Annotated in this window: 11 protein-coding genes; 3 read left to right on the top strand and 8 right to left on the bottom strand. The window is 54.5% G+C overall.

Annotated features, from left to right (window positions below; genetic code table 11):
* Positions 1-58 precede the first annotated feature (58 nt).
* Positions 59-1,264 carry an acetate kinase gene (locus HFN16_RS11895; RefSeq protein WP_168890957.1) on the bottom strand — a complete coding sequence of 402 codons (1,206 nt, stop codon included), beginning with the start codon at positions 1,262-1,264 and terminating at the stop codon, positions 59-61.
* Between the two features lie 303 nt (positions 1,265-1,567).
* Positions 1,568-4,798 (bottom strand): CHAT domain-containing protein, encoded by a 3,231-nt coding sequence (locus HFN16_RS11890; RefSeq protein WP_168890956.1) that lies wholly within the window; start codon positions 4,796-4,798, stop codon positions 1,568-1,570.
* Positions 4,799-5,032: 234 nt separating this feature from the next.
* Between HFN16_RS11890 and HFN16_RS11885 the strand changes: the two genes are divergently transcribed.
* On the top strand, positions 5,033-6,406 hold the full coding sequence (locus HFN16_RS11885) for a caspase family protein (RefSeq protein ID WP_168890955.1): 1,374 nt from the start codon (positions 5,033-5,035) through the stop codon (positions 6,404-6,406).
* 15 nt (positions 6,407-6,421) lie between these two features.
* On the opposite strand, the gene HFN16_RS11880 is transcribed toward HFN16_RS11885, so the two are convergent.
* The 4 genes from HFN16_RS11880 to HFN16_RS11865 are packed head-to-tail and all read right to left on the bottom strand — an operon-like array spanning position 6,422 to position 10,170.
* Positions 6,422-7,744 (bottom strand): mechanosensitive ion channel domain-containing protein, encoded by a 1,323-nt coding sequence (locus HFN16_RS11880; protein ID WP_168890954.1) that lies wholly within the window; start codon positions 7,742-7,744, stop codon positions 6,422-6,424.
* A 23-nt stretch (positions 7,745-7,767) separates the two neighbouring features.
* Positions 7,768-8,274: a hypothetical protein gene (locus HFN16_RS11875; RefSeq protein ID WP_168890953.1), complete on the bottom strand. Its 507-nt coding sequence runs from the start codon at positions 8,272-8,274 to the stop codon at positions 7,768-7,770.
* Between the two features lie 12 nt (positions 8,275-8,286).
* The gene (locus HFN16_RS11870) at positions 8,287-8,754 is read right to left on the bottom strand and encodes a hypothetical protein (protein WP_168890952.1); all 468 of its coding nucleotides are present in this window, start codon (positions 8,752-8,754) and stop codon (positions 8,287-8,289) included.
* A gap of 15 nt (positions 8,755-8,769) precedes the next feature.
* Complete coding sequence (locus HFN16_RS11865) at positions 8,770-10,170, bottom strand: caspase family protein (RefSeq protein ID WP_168890951.1); 1,401 nt, start codon at positions 10,168-10,170, stop codon at positions 8,770-8,772.
* Positions 10,171-10,350: 180 nt separating this feature from the next.
* Between HFN16_RS11865 and HFN16_RS11860 the strand changes: the two genes are divergently transcribed.
* Together HFN16_RS11860 and HFN16_RS11855 are read left to right on the top strand one after the other, a co-directional pair.
* Positions 10,351-10,890: an OmpA family protein gene (locus HFN16_RS11860; protein ID WP_247648324.1), complete on the top strand. Its 540-nt coding sequence runs from the start codon at positions 10,351-10,353 to the stop codon at positions 10,888-10,890.
* Positions 10,891-10,912: 22 nt separating this feature from the next.
* Positions 10,913-11,575, top strand: coding sequence for a FecR family protein (locus HFN16_RS11855; RefSeq protein WP_168890949.1), 663 nt, complete (start codon positions 10,913-10,915; stop codon positions 11,573-11,575).
* A 244-nt stretch (positions 11,576-11,819) separates the two neighbouring features.
* Here HFN16_RS11855 and HFN16_RS11850 read toward each other — a convergent pair whose 3' ends face one another.
* Both HFN16_RS11850 and fdnG read right to left on the bottom strand, forming a co-directional pair.
* Positions 11,820-12,548 carry a 4Fe-4S dicluster domain-containing protein gene (locus HFN16_RS11850; protein ID WP_168890948.1) on the bottom strand — a complete coding sequence of 243 codons (729 nt, stop codon included), beginning with the start codon at positions 12,546-12,548 and terminating at the stop codon, positions 11,820-11,822.
* The gene (fdnG, locus tag HFN16_RS11845) at positions 12,548-15,595 is read right to left on the bottom strand and encodes a formate dehydrogenase-N subunit alpha (RefSeq protein ID WP_168890947.1); all 3,048 of its coding nucleotides are present in this window, start codon (positions 15,593-15,595) and stop codon (positions 12,548-12,550) included. Before fdnG ends, HFN16_RS11850 begins: the two co-directional genes overlap by 1 nt.
* Positions 15,596-15,798: the final 203 nt, after the last annotated feature.

The following is a 15,798-nucleotide window of genomic DNA, read 5'->3' as shown; positions in this document are numbered from 1 at the left end:
AAGAAAAAGCCCCGAACGGATATTCCGCCCGGGGCTTTTTTAATTACTTCGGTCAGAGCTATGCCTTGACCACCTTCACGGTAGCCTGAGCAATTTCCAACTCTTCATCGGTGGGAACAATCAGGATGGGCACGCCGCTGTTGCCTGCCTGAATTTCACGGACACCAGGCTTGCGGGTGGCATTTTCCTCGGCATCCAGAGTCAGGCCGAAACGCTCCATGCCTTCGCACACGGCTGCACGGGCAATGTCGTCGTTCTCGCCAATGCCGGCGGTAAAGATGATGGCATCCACATCGCCGAGAACAGCGAAGTAGGAGCCGATGGTCTTCTTGATGCGGTAGGCAAACATCTCAAAGGCGAGCTGTGCATCTTCGTTACCCTGCTCACAGGCGGCGTGGATATCGCGCATGTCACTCATGCCACACAGACCGATCAGACCGCTTTCCTTGTTGAGCATCTTGTCGATGTCGGCAACGGAGTCGCCTCGGTTCTCGGCGAGGAAGGAGATGATGGCCGGATCAATATCACCGCTGCGGGAGCCCATCATGAGGCCAGCCAGCGGGGTCATGCCCATGGTGGTGTCCACGCACTTGCCGTTCTTCACGGCAGCCATGGAGCATCCATTGCCAAGGTGCAGGGTGATCAAGTTGACCTCTTCCACCTGCTTGCCCAGGTGCTGGGCTGCCAGACGGGTGACGTACTTGTGAGAGGTGCCGTGGAAACCGTATTTGCGAATGCGGTATTCCTTGTACAGCTCCTTGGGGAGCGGATACATGAACGCCTTTTCCGGCATGGTCTGATGGAACTCGGTGTCAAACACGGCCACTTCCGGCACTTCGGGCAGCAGCTTTATGGCGGCATCAATACCCATCAGGTGGGCGGGGTTGTGCAGCGGTGCCAGCGGGACAAAGGAGCGAATGGTTTCCTTGACCTCTTCGGTGATCAGCACCGGATTCTGGAAGACGTCACCACCCTGCACGATACGATGGCCCACGGCATCGATCTCGTCCAGAGATGCGATAACGCCCCACTCGTCGTTGGTCAGGCGGTCGGCGACCAGAGACATGGCAGCGTCATGGTCAACCACGGGCAGGGTCTCGGAGAACTTCTGTTCTTCACCCTTGGTGGTATTCTTCTGGGTGATGGCACCGTTCTCCTGACCGATGCGCTCGACCAGACCGGAGGCCACAACCATTTCCTTATCCATGTCACGAAGCTGGTACTTCAGCGAGGAGCTGCCACAATTGATAACGAGAATTTTCATTGTCTTTCCTGAATGATGAAGCCTTGGCTGCAGAGGGCCCCTGAGCCTCAGCACTAAATTGTATCGATATGCCACTCTCACGAGCAGCATGCCTAAAACCGACTGAGTTAGATTCTTGAATCCTCTTTTAGTGAGGATTCATCTGCATATGCCGTTGATTACATTATGTGTACCCCTTCCCCTAAGAGGAGGGTTCACTTTTGCCTGGATTGAATCGCGGCACCACCTCCATACGCAAAGCAAAAGGCTTACGAGACACCACCTCGTAAGCCTTTTCGTTGCGATAATAGAACGAGTTTTCCGCTATCGCCAATCACCCTGCAGCACAAAGGCTGCCCAGTAGTATGGATCACCATAACCGTTCTTCATGAGGTAGAGCTTTGCCTCTTGAAGCGCCTGACTCTTGTCCATATTGCGCTTGAGCAGATTCTCGTAAAAGCGCACAGCCAGCAACGCGGTGGACTGGTCGTCGATGGGCCACAACGTGGTGACCAGCGACGGGCTGCCAGCCACAAAGAAGCCGCGCACCAAGCCGATGAGTTCATCGCCGCCGCTGACTCTGGCCCGGCCTGTATCGCAGGCGGAAAGGAAGACCAGACACGGATTGGACTTGAGGCGCATTATATCGCCCACGGTCAACAGGTTGAGGTCCTCCATCTTCAATCTGCCAAGACTCTGCCCCTGTGAACCGCTGGCCATGACCAGAGCGGAATCCAATGGCGAAGCGGGATTGAAGATCCCGTGACAGGCGAAATGGACCACATCTCCCTGCCCCATGGTTGATTCAACCGATGCCGCAGTTACTTGCTCTCCAGTCAGCACCACGGACTCATCAAAGAGGGTCCTGACCGTGTTCACCTCCTGCCGTGCAAAGGAGAGGTCGCCCAAAGGATCGCTGTAGGCCACCAATCGGGTCGGTCTGCCTCTGTTCTTGGTACGGCAAAGACGAAGCGCATTCAGCGACGGGGTGTAGGATACGGCATTGGTTTCAATGAGGTACTTGCCGTCGCTCCCCTTGAGGGTTTCGAACGGCAGGAAGTGCAGGACGCTGTGCGGAACGATGATCAACTGCTTGTTGCCGATATACTGTCTCACCGGCTTGATCAGCACATCATAGAGCGACTGCTTGAGTGGCGTGTAGGAGAAGCCCCGTTCTTCAATGACGATCAGACTGTCATCCTTCCCGGCTTCCGTGATCAGCATGCCCGAGGCAAAGGCGGTCCCGAGGTTCGTTTCGATGTAATTCTCGATGTAATTGCTGTACGACCAGTCACCGCCATACTGTTCTTCTTCGTATATGACAGCCTTCTTTCCGGCCGGAATCGACTGAACATCTGCTGTGACCGCCACCTGCATGCTGTATCCCATAGGCAGATACGGGAAGTGGGCACCACCAGCATATGACCGATACAGGGCGCTGATACCGTTGATTTCCAGAGGAAACGGCATGCCATTGGAGACAGTCAGGCGTTGCGTTCCCTTGTCGACGTTCCAATCCACGGTAACCTTTCCACTCTTGCGAGAGTACTTCGAAGAGGGATCAAGCAGCTTCTGTCGATAGTCATACACCGCTCCAAACATGGCGCTCTTGGAAACGGGAACGACCTCGACCTCTCTGATCCCCTGACCGATGACGTTGATATACAGGGCGTCATCAGACACATAGTAGGAGAGCGCCACCGCATCGGGCCCGAGCAAGGCGGCGAGCTGATTGGCTCCAGCCACATCCACGGATATCAGTGAGTGTAGTTCGGGAGCGTTGCGCTTGAGCTCCTTGAGGCCCTTATCCAGCTCCTTGCCAGCAATGGCCCGGGTTTTTCGCTGCTGGGCCTGCTTGCCGGCCTCGCTGGCCGCCGCCTGCCGATACATGGCGACCATTTGCAACGTGGGGTCATTTATATTCTCGATACCACCCGCCATGAGGTCCACCATGGCGCGAGACTTTGCCCGCTCCATGCCTAGCAAATTGACGCCCGGATCATTTGTCGAAAGCGCGAGATACCGCTCGTACAGGCGCTTGTTGGCTGCCAGATACCCACGCTTGTGGGCCTCGACAGAAAACGATGCACGCGCTGTTTCGCGGGTTTTCAGCAGGTTGTCGATATACCTGATACCTTCTCCCTGCTTGCCCACATTTTCATAGAGGGAAGCGATTTCAGAAGCTGCCAGTTCCTGATACCGGTCGCCAAGAATTGCTTCACGCATGATATTTGACATTATGGCAGCCTGCTTCTCGGCCTGAGATGCGCTTGAGACATCAATGGCAGGTCTATTCAGCTCGTCGATGACCCTGTCCCACTCCACGATGGCCCGGGGATCATTCATCCGGGTCAGGATTTGCGCCCTGAGAAAACGCCATGCAATGAGATCAAAGCTCTGTTGATCCATCATGGTTTGCCAGTAGCTGCCAATGAAATCCGTTTCAACTTGCGGCATGGGGGCAGGAGACTTGATCTTCGCAAGAGCTTGATCAAGGAAGCGAAGCGCCTCTTGTGGACGATTCACATCCAGAAGTAACGTGGCCTTTACTGCCATACCCCACGGCTTGGAGACGTTTTCACGATGATAATCCCCCAAACGACGATAATCCCGGGCCTGAGCGATCTGCGCCGCCTGCCCACTCTTTTCCGCATTCTTCGCATTATTCTCATACATGAGCGGACCCGTGGGATTCTGTTCGACAACAATCTCAACAAAGCGATCGATCAGCTCTTCGATCCCACCTTCACCGACCATGCTGCGCCGAAAGATTTCCGCCCTGAGGGCAGTGCGTTCCTGCATGGCACGCTGTGTCTCTTCCATCATCCTCAAGGAAGCCTGTGCCTGCTCCTCGGCCCGCCGTTCGATCTCGGCCTCAGTGAGGGTCTTGTCGTACTTGGCCTGAACTCTCAGTGAGTCGATGTACGTCTTCTTGGTCGCTTCATAGGTATTCTCAACCTGTTTTTCGCTCCGCTTTGCCATCTTGCGACCAATGTCATCCGCCTTATCTGACTCGCCGGCAGCACGATAATACTGCATCCGGACGGAATCATTGGTCGTACGCCAGGCGTCGAACATCCTTTCCTTGTTGCCGCCGAAATTCCGATATTCCGGTTCCTTGCTGCTATCCAGGACCCCATAGCCGTCGTCATCAATGGCAACCACGCCAATTTTCTCGACCACATCCAACAACTTGTCAGACTGCTCGGCATAGCCAAGCGCCTTACCGTAATCCTTCTCCTTGACGTACAGTTGAGCGATATTCGAGCAGATAGACGCTCTGGTGAAGGGCCAATTCTGAGAATCATACTGAGCTAAAGCCTGCTCCCAAATCCGTATGGCTTCCGGATTGTCCCCACGTTCCCCCTGGGCGGCGTAGGCCTCCCGCTGAGCTTTCTGATACGCGTTCTGCCCATAGTAACCACTTGATCTGGTGGTCCCAGTTGTTCTGGATGGCTCCGGCGTCCCGGTAGTCAGCACATTGACTGCTGTTTGGACACACGATCCAACCAGCAGCACCATGACCAGAACCAGAATGTTGATATACGGGCGCATCGACTCCTCCTCATGTCTGTTCCCCTCTCCAAGGGAAGGTCGTCGGATGCCGGTAGATACGGGTGTCTGAAGGAATGGATTTTATGCGGACACCGGCACTTATTTTATAGCACAACGGCACCCTTTGGAGGATTAGATTTTTCTCTCGTCCAGAGGGACAAAAATCTAATATCCAACCTTTCTGCAAAGGATTATTTTATTATTAATGGGAGAAGTCTTTTAAGGAGGTGTGCAATGCCTGCTCAGCAAGTCTTCGGACGAATCGCAAAATGTGTCACCTTGCTTGCGATACTCTGCATTGTTCTCTTGGTATCCGGCTGTGTGCCACCCAAGGAATCCACCTATCAGACCTATGAAGACCCGCTGGAACTGATAGGAAAGTCAGGGGTCAATCCAACAGCCCAGTATCAATCCCTCAAGCTTGGCGTCATCTATTCCCCCAATGCCGAAAACGCCATGACGTATCTGGACCAGTCCCGCCAGCAGTACGCAGCATGGGGCCTCAACTCCTACGACAAGGAACCACTCATCAACGGCATCAAGAAAATTCTGGTCAACCGGTTCAATGAGGTTGAACAGGTGATGAATCTGGATGATGCCATGAACAAGAGCTGCAATCTGGTCATGATTCTCGACATGAAGATCACTGCCGGTCAAACCTCGGGAAACGATACCATCATCATGATCGCCGGCATCTTCATGGACATGGATTCCTCCATCCTTGGCAACGTGAAATCCGAAGCAAGAAAAAGAATCCCCTGGCCTGCAACGCTCGTCTACGATGATGTAGTACCTGAAGCATTGAAGGGTTTTGCCACAAACTTTGATCAATCAGCACCGCTGGCGGCCAAGCTGGCCGATCTGGAGCGCGGACCGGAACTCGCACCAGTCCCTCAGGATGCCGCAAGGTATATGGCTACAGGCGATCCTCGCCAACGCTTCGCGCTGGTCATAGGCAACTCCTCATACAAGACCGGACCGCTCAGAAACCCTGTCAATGACGCCAGCGATATGGCTCGGCGTCTCAAGGAAGCGGGCTTCAACGTCACGCTGCTCAAAAATGCCAACCAACGGCTGATGGAAGATGCGGTCCACCGCCTCGGTACGTCATTGCGCAAGGGAGGCGTGGGGCTGTTCTTCTACGCAGGTCACGCCATGCAGGTGGACGGCAGCAACTACCTGATTCCCATCGGTGCCAAGATCCGCTCCGAATCAGACATTCGCTATGAAGCCGTGGACCTTGGACGGATTCTCGGAAAGATGGAGGATGCCGGAAACTCGCTGAACATCGTCGTTCTGGACGCGTGCAGAAACAACCCCTTTGCCCGCAGCTTCCGATCTGCCGCCAAGGGACTGGCAATAATGGATGCCCCCACTGGATCGCTCATCGCCTACTCCACTTCACCCGGCGATGTGGCAGAAGACGGCACTGGACGAAACGGCACCTACACCAAGTACCTGCTCAGACACCTGATGACCCCGGGACTGACCATCGAGGACGTGCTCAAGCGAGTGCGCATCGACGTGAGTCAGGAGACAAATGGTCGCCAGATTCCGTGGGAGTCCTCGTCTCTGACTGGATACTTCTACTTCAGAAAGGATGAATAACAGGGCAGGAGGGCGTCACTTCTTATCCGCCGCTCTCCGCCCTTGCCCTTTCACTTCCACCTGCAATGCAGAGGCCTGCTTGATGTGGATATCCCGCTGAGGGAACGGGAACGAAATGCCGTGCTCTTCAAAGATGTCGCAGATCTCGAAATAGACGTCGCTCTTCACATTTCGTACGCCCACCTCTGCGTCCGCGATCCAGATCCACAGCTCCATATTGATGGCGTTGTCGCCCAGCTCAACGATGCGGGCAACCGGGGCCGGGAATTTGAGTACTCGGGTCACGTTTTCCGAAGCCTTCTCCAACAACACCTTTGCCTGGCGTGTGTTCGTGCCGTAGGCGATGGATACAGGCACGATCAACCGAACAATCCGGTCCGAATGCGTCCAGTTGACGACCTCGTTGGCGATCAACTGCTCGTTGGGGACAAGGTACTCCTTGCCGTCACGGGTGAGCAGCGAGGCATATCGTCCGCGCATATCCTGCACCGTGCCGAGCACACCTCCTATCTCGATGGTATCGCCCGGTTTGATGGAGTTGTCGATGAGCAGCAGGATACCGGAAACATAATTCGAGAAGATGGTTTTCAGCCCAAATCCGATACCCACACCGATTGCGCCGGAGAAGATGGTCAGGCTGGTCAGGTCGATGCCCACGCTGGTCAATGCGAGCAGGATGGCCGCCGTATACAGCAGAATGTTCACGATCTTGGAGATGAGCACCTGAAGCGTTGGCGACAGGCTGCCCGTTGTCTCGATTTTCTTGACCGTAAACCGGGAGATCAGAGAGGCGACCTGTAGACATAGCGCCGCCATGACGATGCCCTTGATGGCACCGTACACCGTTATATGAGCATCTCCCATGGCGATACTGAGGCCTTGGAGATACGCTTTTATGTGGACCATCACGCCCACGATTTGAAGCAGAGTGATGCCCCAGATGAAGACTGCCGCAGTCTTGGCTATGGCTCTATTGGGGATGATGAAGGAAATCAGCCTGATGACGATCCAGGCAAAGGCAAGATCGCTGGCAGCAAACAGCCAGTGCGGGAAATGATCACGCAGGACAAAGGTTGCAATGCATATCTGGGCGAGGACGAAGAAAACAATGCTGTAGCCAATGCCCGTAGAGGCAAGAAACGCTGAGCGGAGCAGCTCATTTTCCACTGACGTCTGCACCCACGTTTCAAACCTAGGGCGAATGACACTGACCACAATGGCAGCAAGGATCAGGGCGCCGAGAATGCACGCCCACTGAGCAGCCGTGAAGGTGGTCAGCACATTGGTCTGCACCCACTCCACTGCGAAAATACGATATTGCTCAAGCCACTGTTCCATGACGCCCGCCTGAAGCAGAGGCTCTATTTATCTCGAATCTCGCACATGTATTCCTGAACCGACTCGTTACCGTCGTCGTCGGCCACCTTGATTTCCAGCTTGAATCGGCCGGACGGAATCTTCACGTTGTTGGCCCTGATGGACTGCCCGAGCAGATACGGCTCCAGCCGCTTGGTCAGGTTCTTGGAGAACCACCCCTTCTTGGCCTTGATATTGAGACTCTTCATATTGACCGGGGCAATACCTTCCCTGAAGAAAACCAGCAGGTCCATGGTACTGGGTGAATCAATGACGAGCCCCTTATCGGTCTCCTTCACCTTTGGACTCTCAAAAACGATCTTTGGACCAATGCCATAGCCCAGAGCCTTGGGCATCCCGCCCTTCTCCCATTCCTCGTCTTCCAAACGCAGTTCTTTGGCCTCATCCATAGACAGGAGCATGAGACCGTCTCCTGCCAGAATTGCCTGAGAAACGATTGTCAGACAGACGATAATAGCTGCAATGAGTAGACGGCTTGCTTTCCAGATCATCGCTCACTCCATTTAGTTTGCAGTTTCCTGGTCATCTTTCCTATCGAACACCACCTTGGTGACGATGCCGGTATTTTTCTTGTAGTATATGTAGGCATTATATTCCTTCACAGGATCATATATCGCCTTGTCCCTAAGGTAGTCATAGACCGAGACCAACAACGACATGATCTCTGAAAGGATACCCTTGTCAGTATCGCTCACAGGAACGAGTTGCACCTCGCCGCCGTATTCTTCCACCTTGGAAAACCAGTGGTCGAGCCGCTTCGGTATTGAGTTGAGGGTGATCGCAGCCGGGAACAAAACGGTGACTTCTGGCAGGTCAGCCCTGAGCGATGAGGAAAGCTGTCGGTCAAAGCTCTCTGAGTCGAAGAACTCGACCTGTCCTTGCGCCTCCGGTAGCGGGACCTGTCTGGCTTTACAACCCGAGATCATCAACGCCGCCACTACGAACAAGATGAGAAGTGCATACTGTTTCATGTCGTCTTTCCTTCGCTATTTAATGGTAACGTAAACAATCCCTGCGCCATACTTTCTCGGCTTGGGCTTGGGAGGCTCCGGCGCCTCCGGCTCGGGAGCGGACTCCACGACAAACCCGCGCGTTGAAGACTTGGACATCATCTTGAACACGCCTTCGCCGTACCCCTGCTCATACATATTGACCTTGTTGGGAGAAACAAACACCGCGATCAACGCCTTGCCGGATGGCGGCGCAGCCTTGAGCACAAATCGGTCTCCAGGAGCCGGGATAGTCACGGTCTGCCCTGCCCCGATCCAATTGTTCACGTGATATTTGTTGGGATAAAGGACCGTCGGCACATTATCCCCCGGCTGCAGGGTGACGATGTTGACATACCCTCCCTTGGCGATCTTGCTGGTGATCACCAAGGAATCTCCGACCTTGAAACTCCGGGCATTGGTCGTGGCCGAAACAGTGTATGCCGCACTATCCACCAGTTCCTTGAGTTCCTCGGACCACGATTGCTTCTTGGGCGGCTTCTGCGGCTTTTGCGGTCTGGGCTTCTTGCTGACAAACATGTTCTTCTGATTATTGTCCGCCCCGCCCACCAACGCAGGCCGATGCACCAGTCCCGGATCAGGCAGCTGCTTGGCAATATATGCGGTTGTCTTGTCGTGCAGGGACAACATGGTGATGGAACGCCTGCCCTTGCTCGCCTTGACGATGGCATCGCGAATACCCAGGGTGAAGAAACTGCCAAGGTTGGAAGCCTGCGCCCGCTGATTATCCTGCGCTGCGCTCAGGGCCGAATATGTGCCAGCTTGCAATCCCTGAATGGACTTTGAGGCAAAACTGACAGAACGGGTTGTCCTCGGCATGCCTGGATACTCAATATACTTCGGGTAAAGCCCTTTCTGGCCGGGAATACTGCGAGTGGCCGTGCCGCTGTGACATGCATCAATCAGGATGAAGACATTTTTCGACGGAATCTTTTCCAACATCTCGTTGAACATGTCGTCCACAAAGACGTTGTTCAGCGTGTTGACGCCGATAGAGGCGTCATGGGTAACCAGCACCTCGTCCGCCTTGTCCGGTTCATCCTTGTTCTTGTCGTAAATCTGCGAACCATGACCGCTGAAATAGAAAAGGACATTATCATCCTTGCCAACGCCCTTGATGAGCCAGCTATCGATTGCATGACGGATATTCTTGAGGGTGGCCTGCTTGTCGAGGAGGACCTTGATCTCGCTTTTCTGGTAACCAAGCGTCAGGGCTACCTCCCGCATCATTTTGATATCCTTGTCGATGCCGGGAAGATTTGCCCCTTTCATCTGGTAATCACCTACCCCGATGAGCAGAGCCCGGTTGGCAGAATGTGCTTCCGTGACAGATACAAAAATGATGGCCAAGAGCAAAAGGATGGTCGCTAACCGCATCTCTCCTCCTCACTTACGGATAACACATCGTTCTATTGGATATTCCCCCTATCCCAAGGAGCCTCACTCCAAGAGGGAGTCCATGATGTAACTATAATATGGCTGGCATTATTTTCGGATTATAATTCTAATGTAGGTAGAGGACCGTCGTTCATGGTGGCCCCATTCATGGGAGGGAGCATGTCTAAAATAGCTATCGCATGCATTGTCAGTCTGATGCTTTCTGTCGTCTGGATCTTCCCGGCAACTGCGAATGAAGACATCGTACAGAGCGAAGAACTGATTCAGCAGTTGAAGAAGCAGCCACAGACACGCAAGACACGTGGCTTCGTGATTTCCGGTGCCGAGACAGGCCCAGCACCGCAACAGGCCGCTCCTCCGTCTGCCACCATCTATGTCTACTTCATCTCCGGAACAGTGGACTTTGCTGACGAGCAATCCCGCCAGCAACTCGACGAGCTTGGCCGGGCATTGACCTCCAAGGCACTGACGGGTGCACGCTTCGAAATAAGCGGCCACACGGACAGCGTGGGCAGCGACGAATACAACATGAACCTTTCCAGAAGGCGCGCCGAAACCGTCAACGCCTATCTGGAAGAAAACTTTGGCTACTCGACCACAGCAGTAGAAGGATATGGCGAGACCCAGCCCATCGCCACCAATGACACATCCGAGGGACGTGCCAGGAACCGGCGCGTCGTCATAACCCGCTTGGATTAACACTCAGACTCAGGCTTCAGACATGACACACACCATCCGCCTCACGACTCTGGCACTCTTGATCGTTTTGTTTACCGGAATACATTCCGCCAATGCCTCCGAACCAGCTATCGGGACAGTGACCCGCATCAAAACAGCCGCCATTATAGACGGAAAAGACGCCGCCCTTGGCACTGATGTCTATTCGGGCAGCAGTATCAGCACAGACGCAGACGGCAGACTCGAAGTGACCTTCAAGGACAACACCATGCTGCAGGTTGGAGGCGGATCGACGTTCGTCATAGACAGCTTCATCTTCGATCCCGAGCAGGATGAGCAGGTGCAAAAGGCCTTCTTCAATCTCACCAAGGGATCATTTCGCATGGTCACCAGTGAGTTGATTGATGCCAACCCCGAAATCTTCGGCGTCAAGACCCCGCTGGCCTCCATCGGCATCCGCGGCACCGACTTCTGGGGCGGGTATCTGTCGGACATCGAGATTGATATCGTCATGCTCAAGGGCAAGGGCGTCATCGTTACCTCGATGGGCGGCGTGGTGGAAATCGACGAGCCCGGCAAAGGCGTTTCCGTTCCCGACCCCATCAACCATCCCATGGGATTCGCCAAGGCGCTCCAACCTCCCACAGTGAAGAGGTGGAGCCAGGAAAAGCTCTCCCGGGCCACGGCAACTGTATCGTTTGAATAAGTACGTCCCAAAAGAAGAAAGAAAAAATAGGCCCCACGCAGATAGCACGCTACGTGGGGCCTGAAGAAACTCCGTTGCCATGTGTCGCAAGGTCCGGCGCGACAGCTTACGGAGGTGTTCTGTCAATCTGGTCGAAATACTCGCTGGTCGTGATGTGCCAGCGAACATCTTGAGCAGTCTGAGAAAAAAGAAAAGCCCGGGACGGGGGAGGTGTCCCCGCCCCGGGTGTTTAGTAGGTTCAGTCTTAGCTGGTCATACGCTTGACCGGGCGACCCAGTTTGGCCAGGAACTGCTTCCTGGACATGGGGCCCTTCTGGATGGACGAAGCGTCTGCGGACAGCATTTCATAGTAGCTGTCAGGATCGGTCTGCACGAGGTAGATGACACGAGTTTCATCGGGGTCTACCAGCATGGCATCAGGCCATTTTTCCTGGACTTCTGCCAAACGTTTTTCGGCCAGAGCCAGCATCTCGTCACGATCACCGAAGTTCATGGTTCCGGTCGGGCAGCTGGTCACGCAGGCAGGTCTCATACCAGCCTGTACGCGATCGATGCACATGTCACATTTCATGACTTTACCGGTCTCCTGATTCGCACGCGGGATATCGTAGGGGCAGGAAGCCTGGAAGGCGTCCTTGTCCTTTTCCTGCATGGTCAGATCGGTGTAGACGACTGCGCCGGTTTCCTCGTCGTGAACGACGGAGCCGGGAACCTCCATGGCGTCGATGCACGGCGGCTCGACACAATGGCGGCACTGTTCAGGGAAGAACAGCCACTGCAGTTTGTCATCGATCTGCACTTCACTGAAGCGGACCAGACGAATGGTGTTGCCGGACAGATCCTTGGGGTTCTGGTGGGAGCCCCAGTTGGTGGTCTTTTCGGCGGGCAGCTTTTTCCACTGCTTGCAGGCTACCTGACAACCGCGGCAGGCGGTACAAAGGGTCAAATCAACAAAGAAGCTTTTACCACTCATTATTTATCCCCTTCTTTCCACTTGCGCAGGTTGACCATGAACGCCTTGTATTCGGGAATACCGGTGTTCGGATCACCAACGTTGGGGGTCACAATGTTCGCAGAGTCACCACCATCAAGCGGCTTCACCCAACCGTAGTGCCAAGGCATACCAACCATGTGGATGTCATTGCCATCGATCTTGTACGGCTGAATGCGTTCAGTCACCATTGCGATAGCCCACAGGGAGCCACGGATACTTTCGATGGTGACTTTCTCACCATTTTCGATGCCGCGCAGCTTGGCCAGCTCAGGGCTGATCTCAACAAACATCTGCGGTTCTGCTTCCACCAGCCAGTCACACCAGCGAGTCATGGAACCAGTCTGCCAGTGTTCAGTGACACGGTAGGTGGTTGCAACGAACGGGTAGCGCGGGTCACACACGGCCTTCTCTTCACCCTTGATCTGAACAGCAGTGGGGTTGTGGAGAGTGCCGGAGAAGGGATGCTCCTTAACGGGGCATTCCAGCGGTTCGTAGTATTCAGGCAGCGGTCCATCTGCGCGGCCGGGGCCAAAGAGCTGACCGAAGCCGTGTTTGCGCATGATGAACGGATTCTTGGTGCCGGGAGCCCAGCCACCATCGGGGACGTCGCCGATCCACTTCTTGCCGTCCCACTCGATGACAGTACGTTCCGGGTTCCAGGGCTTGCCCTGCAGGTCAACGGAAGCTCTGTTGTAGAGGATGCGGCGGTTGACAGGCCAGCACCAGGTCCAGTTCGGGAACAGGCCGATCTTCTTCTGAAGGTCAGTCTGTGCCGGGTTGTGACGCTGGGACTTGTTCTCTGTGTCAGACACGGAGTTACAGTAGAGCCAGTTACCGGAAGTGGTGGAACCATCGTCCTGCAGGTAAGCGAAGCTCGGGACCTGCTGGCCCTTCTTGAACTGCTTGCCTTTGACGACGGTGTCACGGGTGAACCAACCGTTGCAGAGACGGGCGGTCTTTTCAGCACTGAAGTGCATGTGACCATGGCCATCGTCTTCACACATGTTCTCGAAGCTCAGGCGAGTGATAGCCTCGGGGAATGCGCCGCCCTCTTTCTTGTAGAGTTCGGCCATTTCTTCCCACAGCTCGTGGAACATGTGACCATCGGTGAGCACGCCGTCCTTCGGTTCCGGACCAGCGTAACGCCACTGCATCCAGCGACCGGAGTTGGAGACGGAGCCGTCTTTTTCGATTGCGGTTGCGCAAGGAATGAAGAAGGTCTCGGTCTTGACCTTGGCGGGATCCATGTCCGGGCCTTTCCAGAAGCTGGAGGTCTCACAGTCAAAGACGTTGACGTTGACCATCCAGTCGAGTTCGGCAAGAGCCTTACGGGTCTTGACGGAGTCGGAGCTGGAACAAGCCGGGTTCATGCCCCAGATCCACGCACCGGTGAAGCCGCCTTCGTACATGCGGTCGATGAGCGGAATCCAGGAGTACTTGCTGGCAGCATGGGTATCCAGCTTGGGCAGGTACTTGTATGCTTCTGCCGGGGTATCGTCAGAGTACATGGCCTTGAGCAGGCTGGCGGAGTACTTGGGATAGTTCTGCCACCAGTTTGCACTCATCGGATCGTTGGAAACAGGCGCGAACTTCTTGTTGTACTGGTCAAGAGTGTCCAGTCCGGCAAGAGGAGTTGCGATGTAACCAGGCAGGATGTGGTACAGGAGAGCGTAGTCAGTGGAACCCTGAACATTACACTCACCGCGCAGTGCGTTAACACCGCCACCGGCGATACCGATGTTACCGAGCAGGAGCTGGATCATGGCCATGGCGCGGATGTTCTGCACACCAACGCTATGCTGAGTCCAACCCATGGCGTACATGATGGTACCGGCTTTCTTGGCAGTACCGGTGGAGGAGTACATTTCGTACAGCTCATCCAGATCTGCGTGAGAGAGACCCGACATGCTGGACACCTTGTCATAGGTGTAACGCTCGAAGTGCTTCTTCACGATCTGGAAGACACAACGGGGATGCTGCAGGGTCTTGTCTTTTTTGGGGATGCCATTGGCGTCAGTTTCAAACGCCCACTTGGACTTATCGTAAGAGGCGGTCTTCTCGTCGAAACCGGAGAAGATGCCGTCCTCGAAACCGTAACCTTCGCCAACGATGAAAGAAGCGTTGGTGTAGTCACGCATGTATTCGAGGAAGTAGCGCTTTTTCTCGATGATATACTTAATCATACCACCGAGGACCGCGATATCGGAACCGGGTCGCAGCGCAATATATTTGTCAGAACGTGCGGAAGTACGCGTGTAACGCGGATCAACGTGAATGATCTTTCCGCCCTTTGCTTGCGCTTTCAGGGCCCATTTGAAGGAAATGGGGTGGTTTTCGGCAGCATTACTGCCCATTATCAAAATACAGTCACTGTTCTGAAGATCATTCCAGTGATTGGTCATCGCACCGCGTCCGAACGACTCTCCCAGAGCCGCAACAGTTGCACTGTGTCAGATACGGGCCTGATGTTCGAGGTATACGATACCCTGGGCACGCATAAATGCATGCATTGCGTAACATTCTTCATTGTCGAGTGCAGCAGAGCCTAGAGAAGCTACACCCATGTTACGGTTGACGATCTGGCCTTTGGCGTTCTTTTCCTCGAAACCCTTGTCGCGGGATTTCTTGGCAAGCTTGGCGATGCGTTTCTTACACCAGTCCCAGCTCTTCTCTTCCCACTGACCGGAATAGGGAGCGCGGTAGAGACATTTGCCATTACGAGAAGCGTTCTCGGTCATCTGGATAGAGCTTGCGCCCTTTGCACAGAGAGAACCTTCGTTAATGGGGTGGTCGGGGTTACCTTCCACGTTGATAGCTCTTTTGGTCTTCAGAGAAGTAGTAACGACCAGTCCACAACCAACAGAGCAATAAGCACAAACGGAGGTCGTTTCCTTACTCCATTCGGGCTTCATCTGTTCGATTTTGTTGACCACTGTTTTCTTACAGCCAAGGCCGAGCCCGCCAAAGGCGACGCCAACCGCTGCTGTAGAAGACAGCTTAACAAAGTCACGACGATTCAGTTTCATTCCTAACCCTTAACTTGTTATTTATCGTCCACGAATCTCACAGCCGAGCACTGTAAGAAGCCTATAGCCAGAGAGCGCCACAGGAGGCTCATGAAGAGTCATGCCGTCGCAACAAGAAACCGGAGCCCAAGTAAAGACTCGGACCTCCAGAGTGCTGGCATATTCTTCACACGCCTCGAGAGACACCCCCAGCCCTCCAAAAG

Source organism: Pseudodesulfovibrio sp. zrk46, from assembly GCF_012516435.1.
GTDB lineage: Bacteria > Desulfobacterota > Desulfovibrionia > Desulfovibrionales > Desulfovibrionaceae > Pseudodesulfovibrio.
This window is presented reverse-complemented; position numbering and strand designations above follow the sequence as displayed.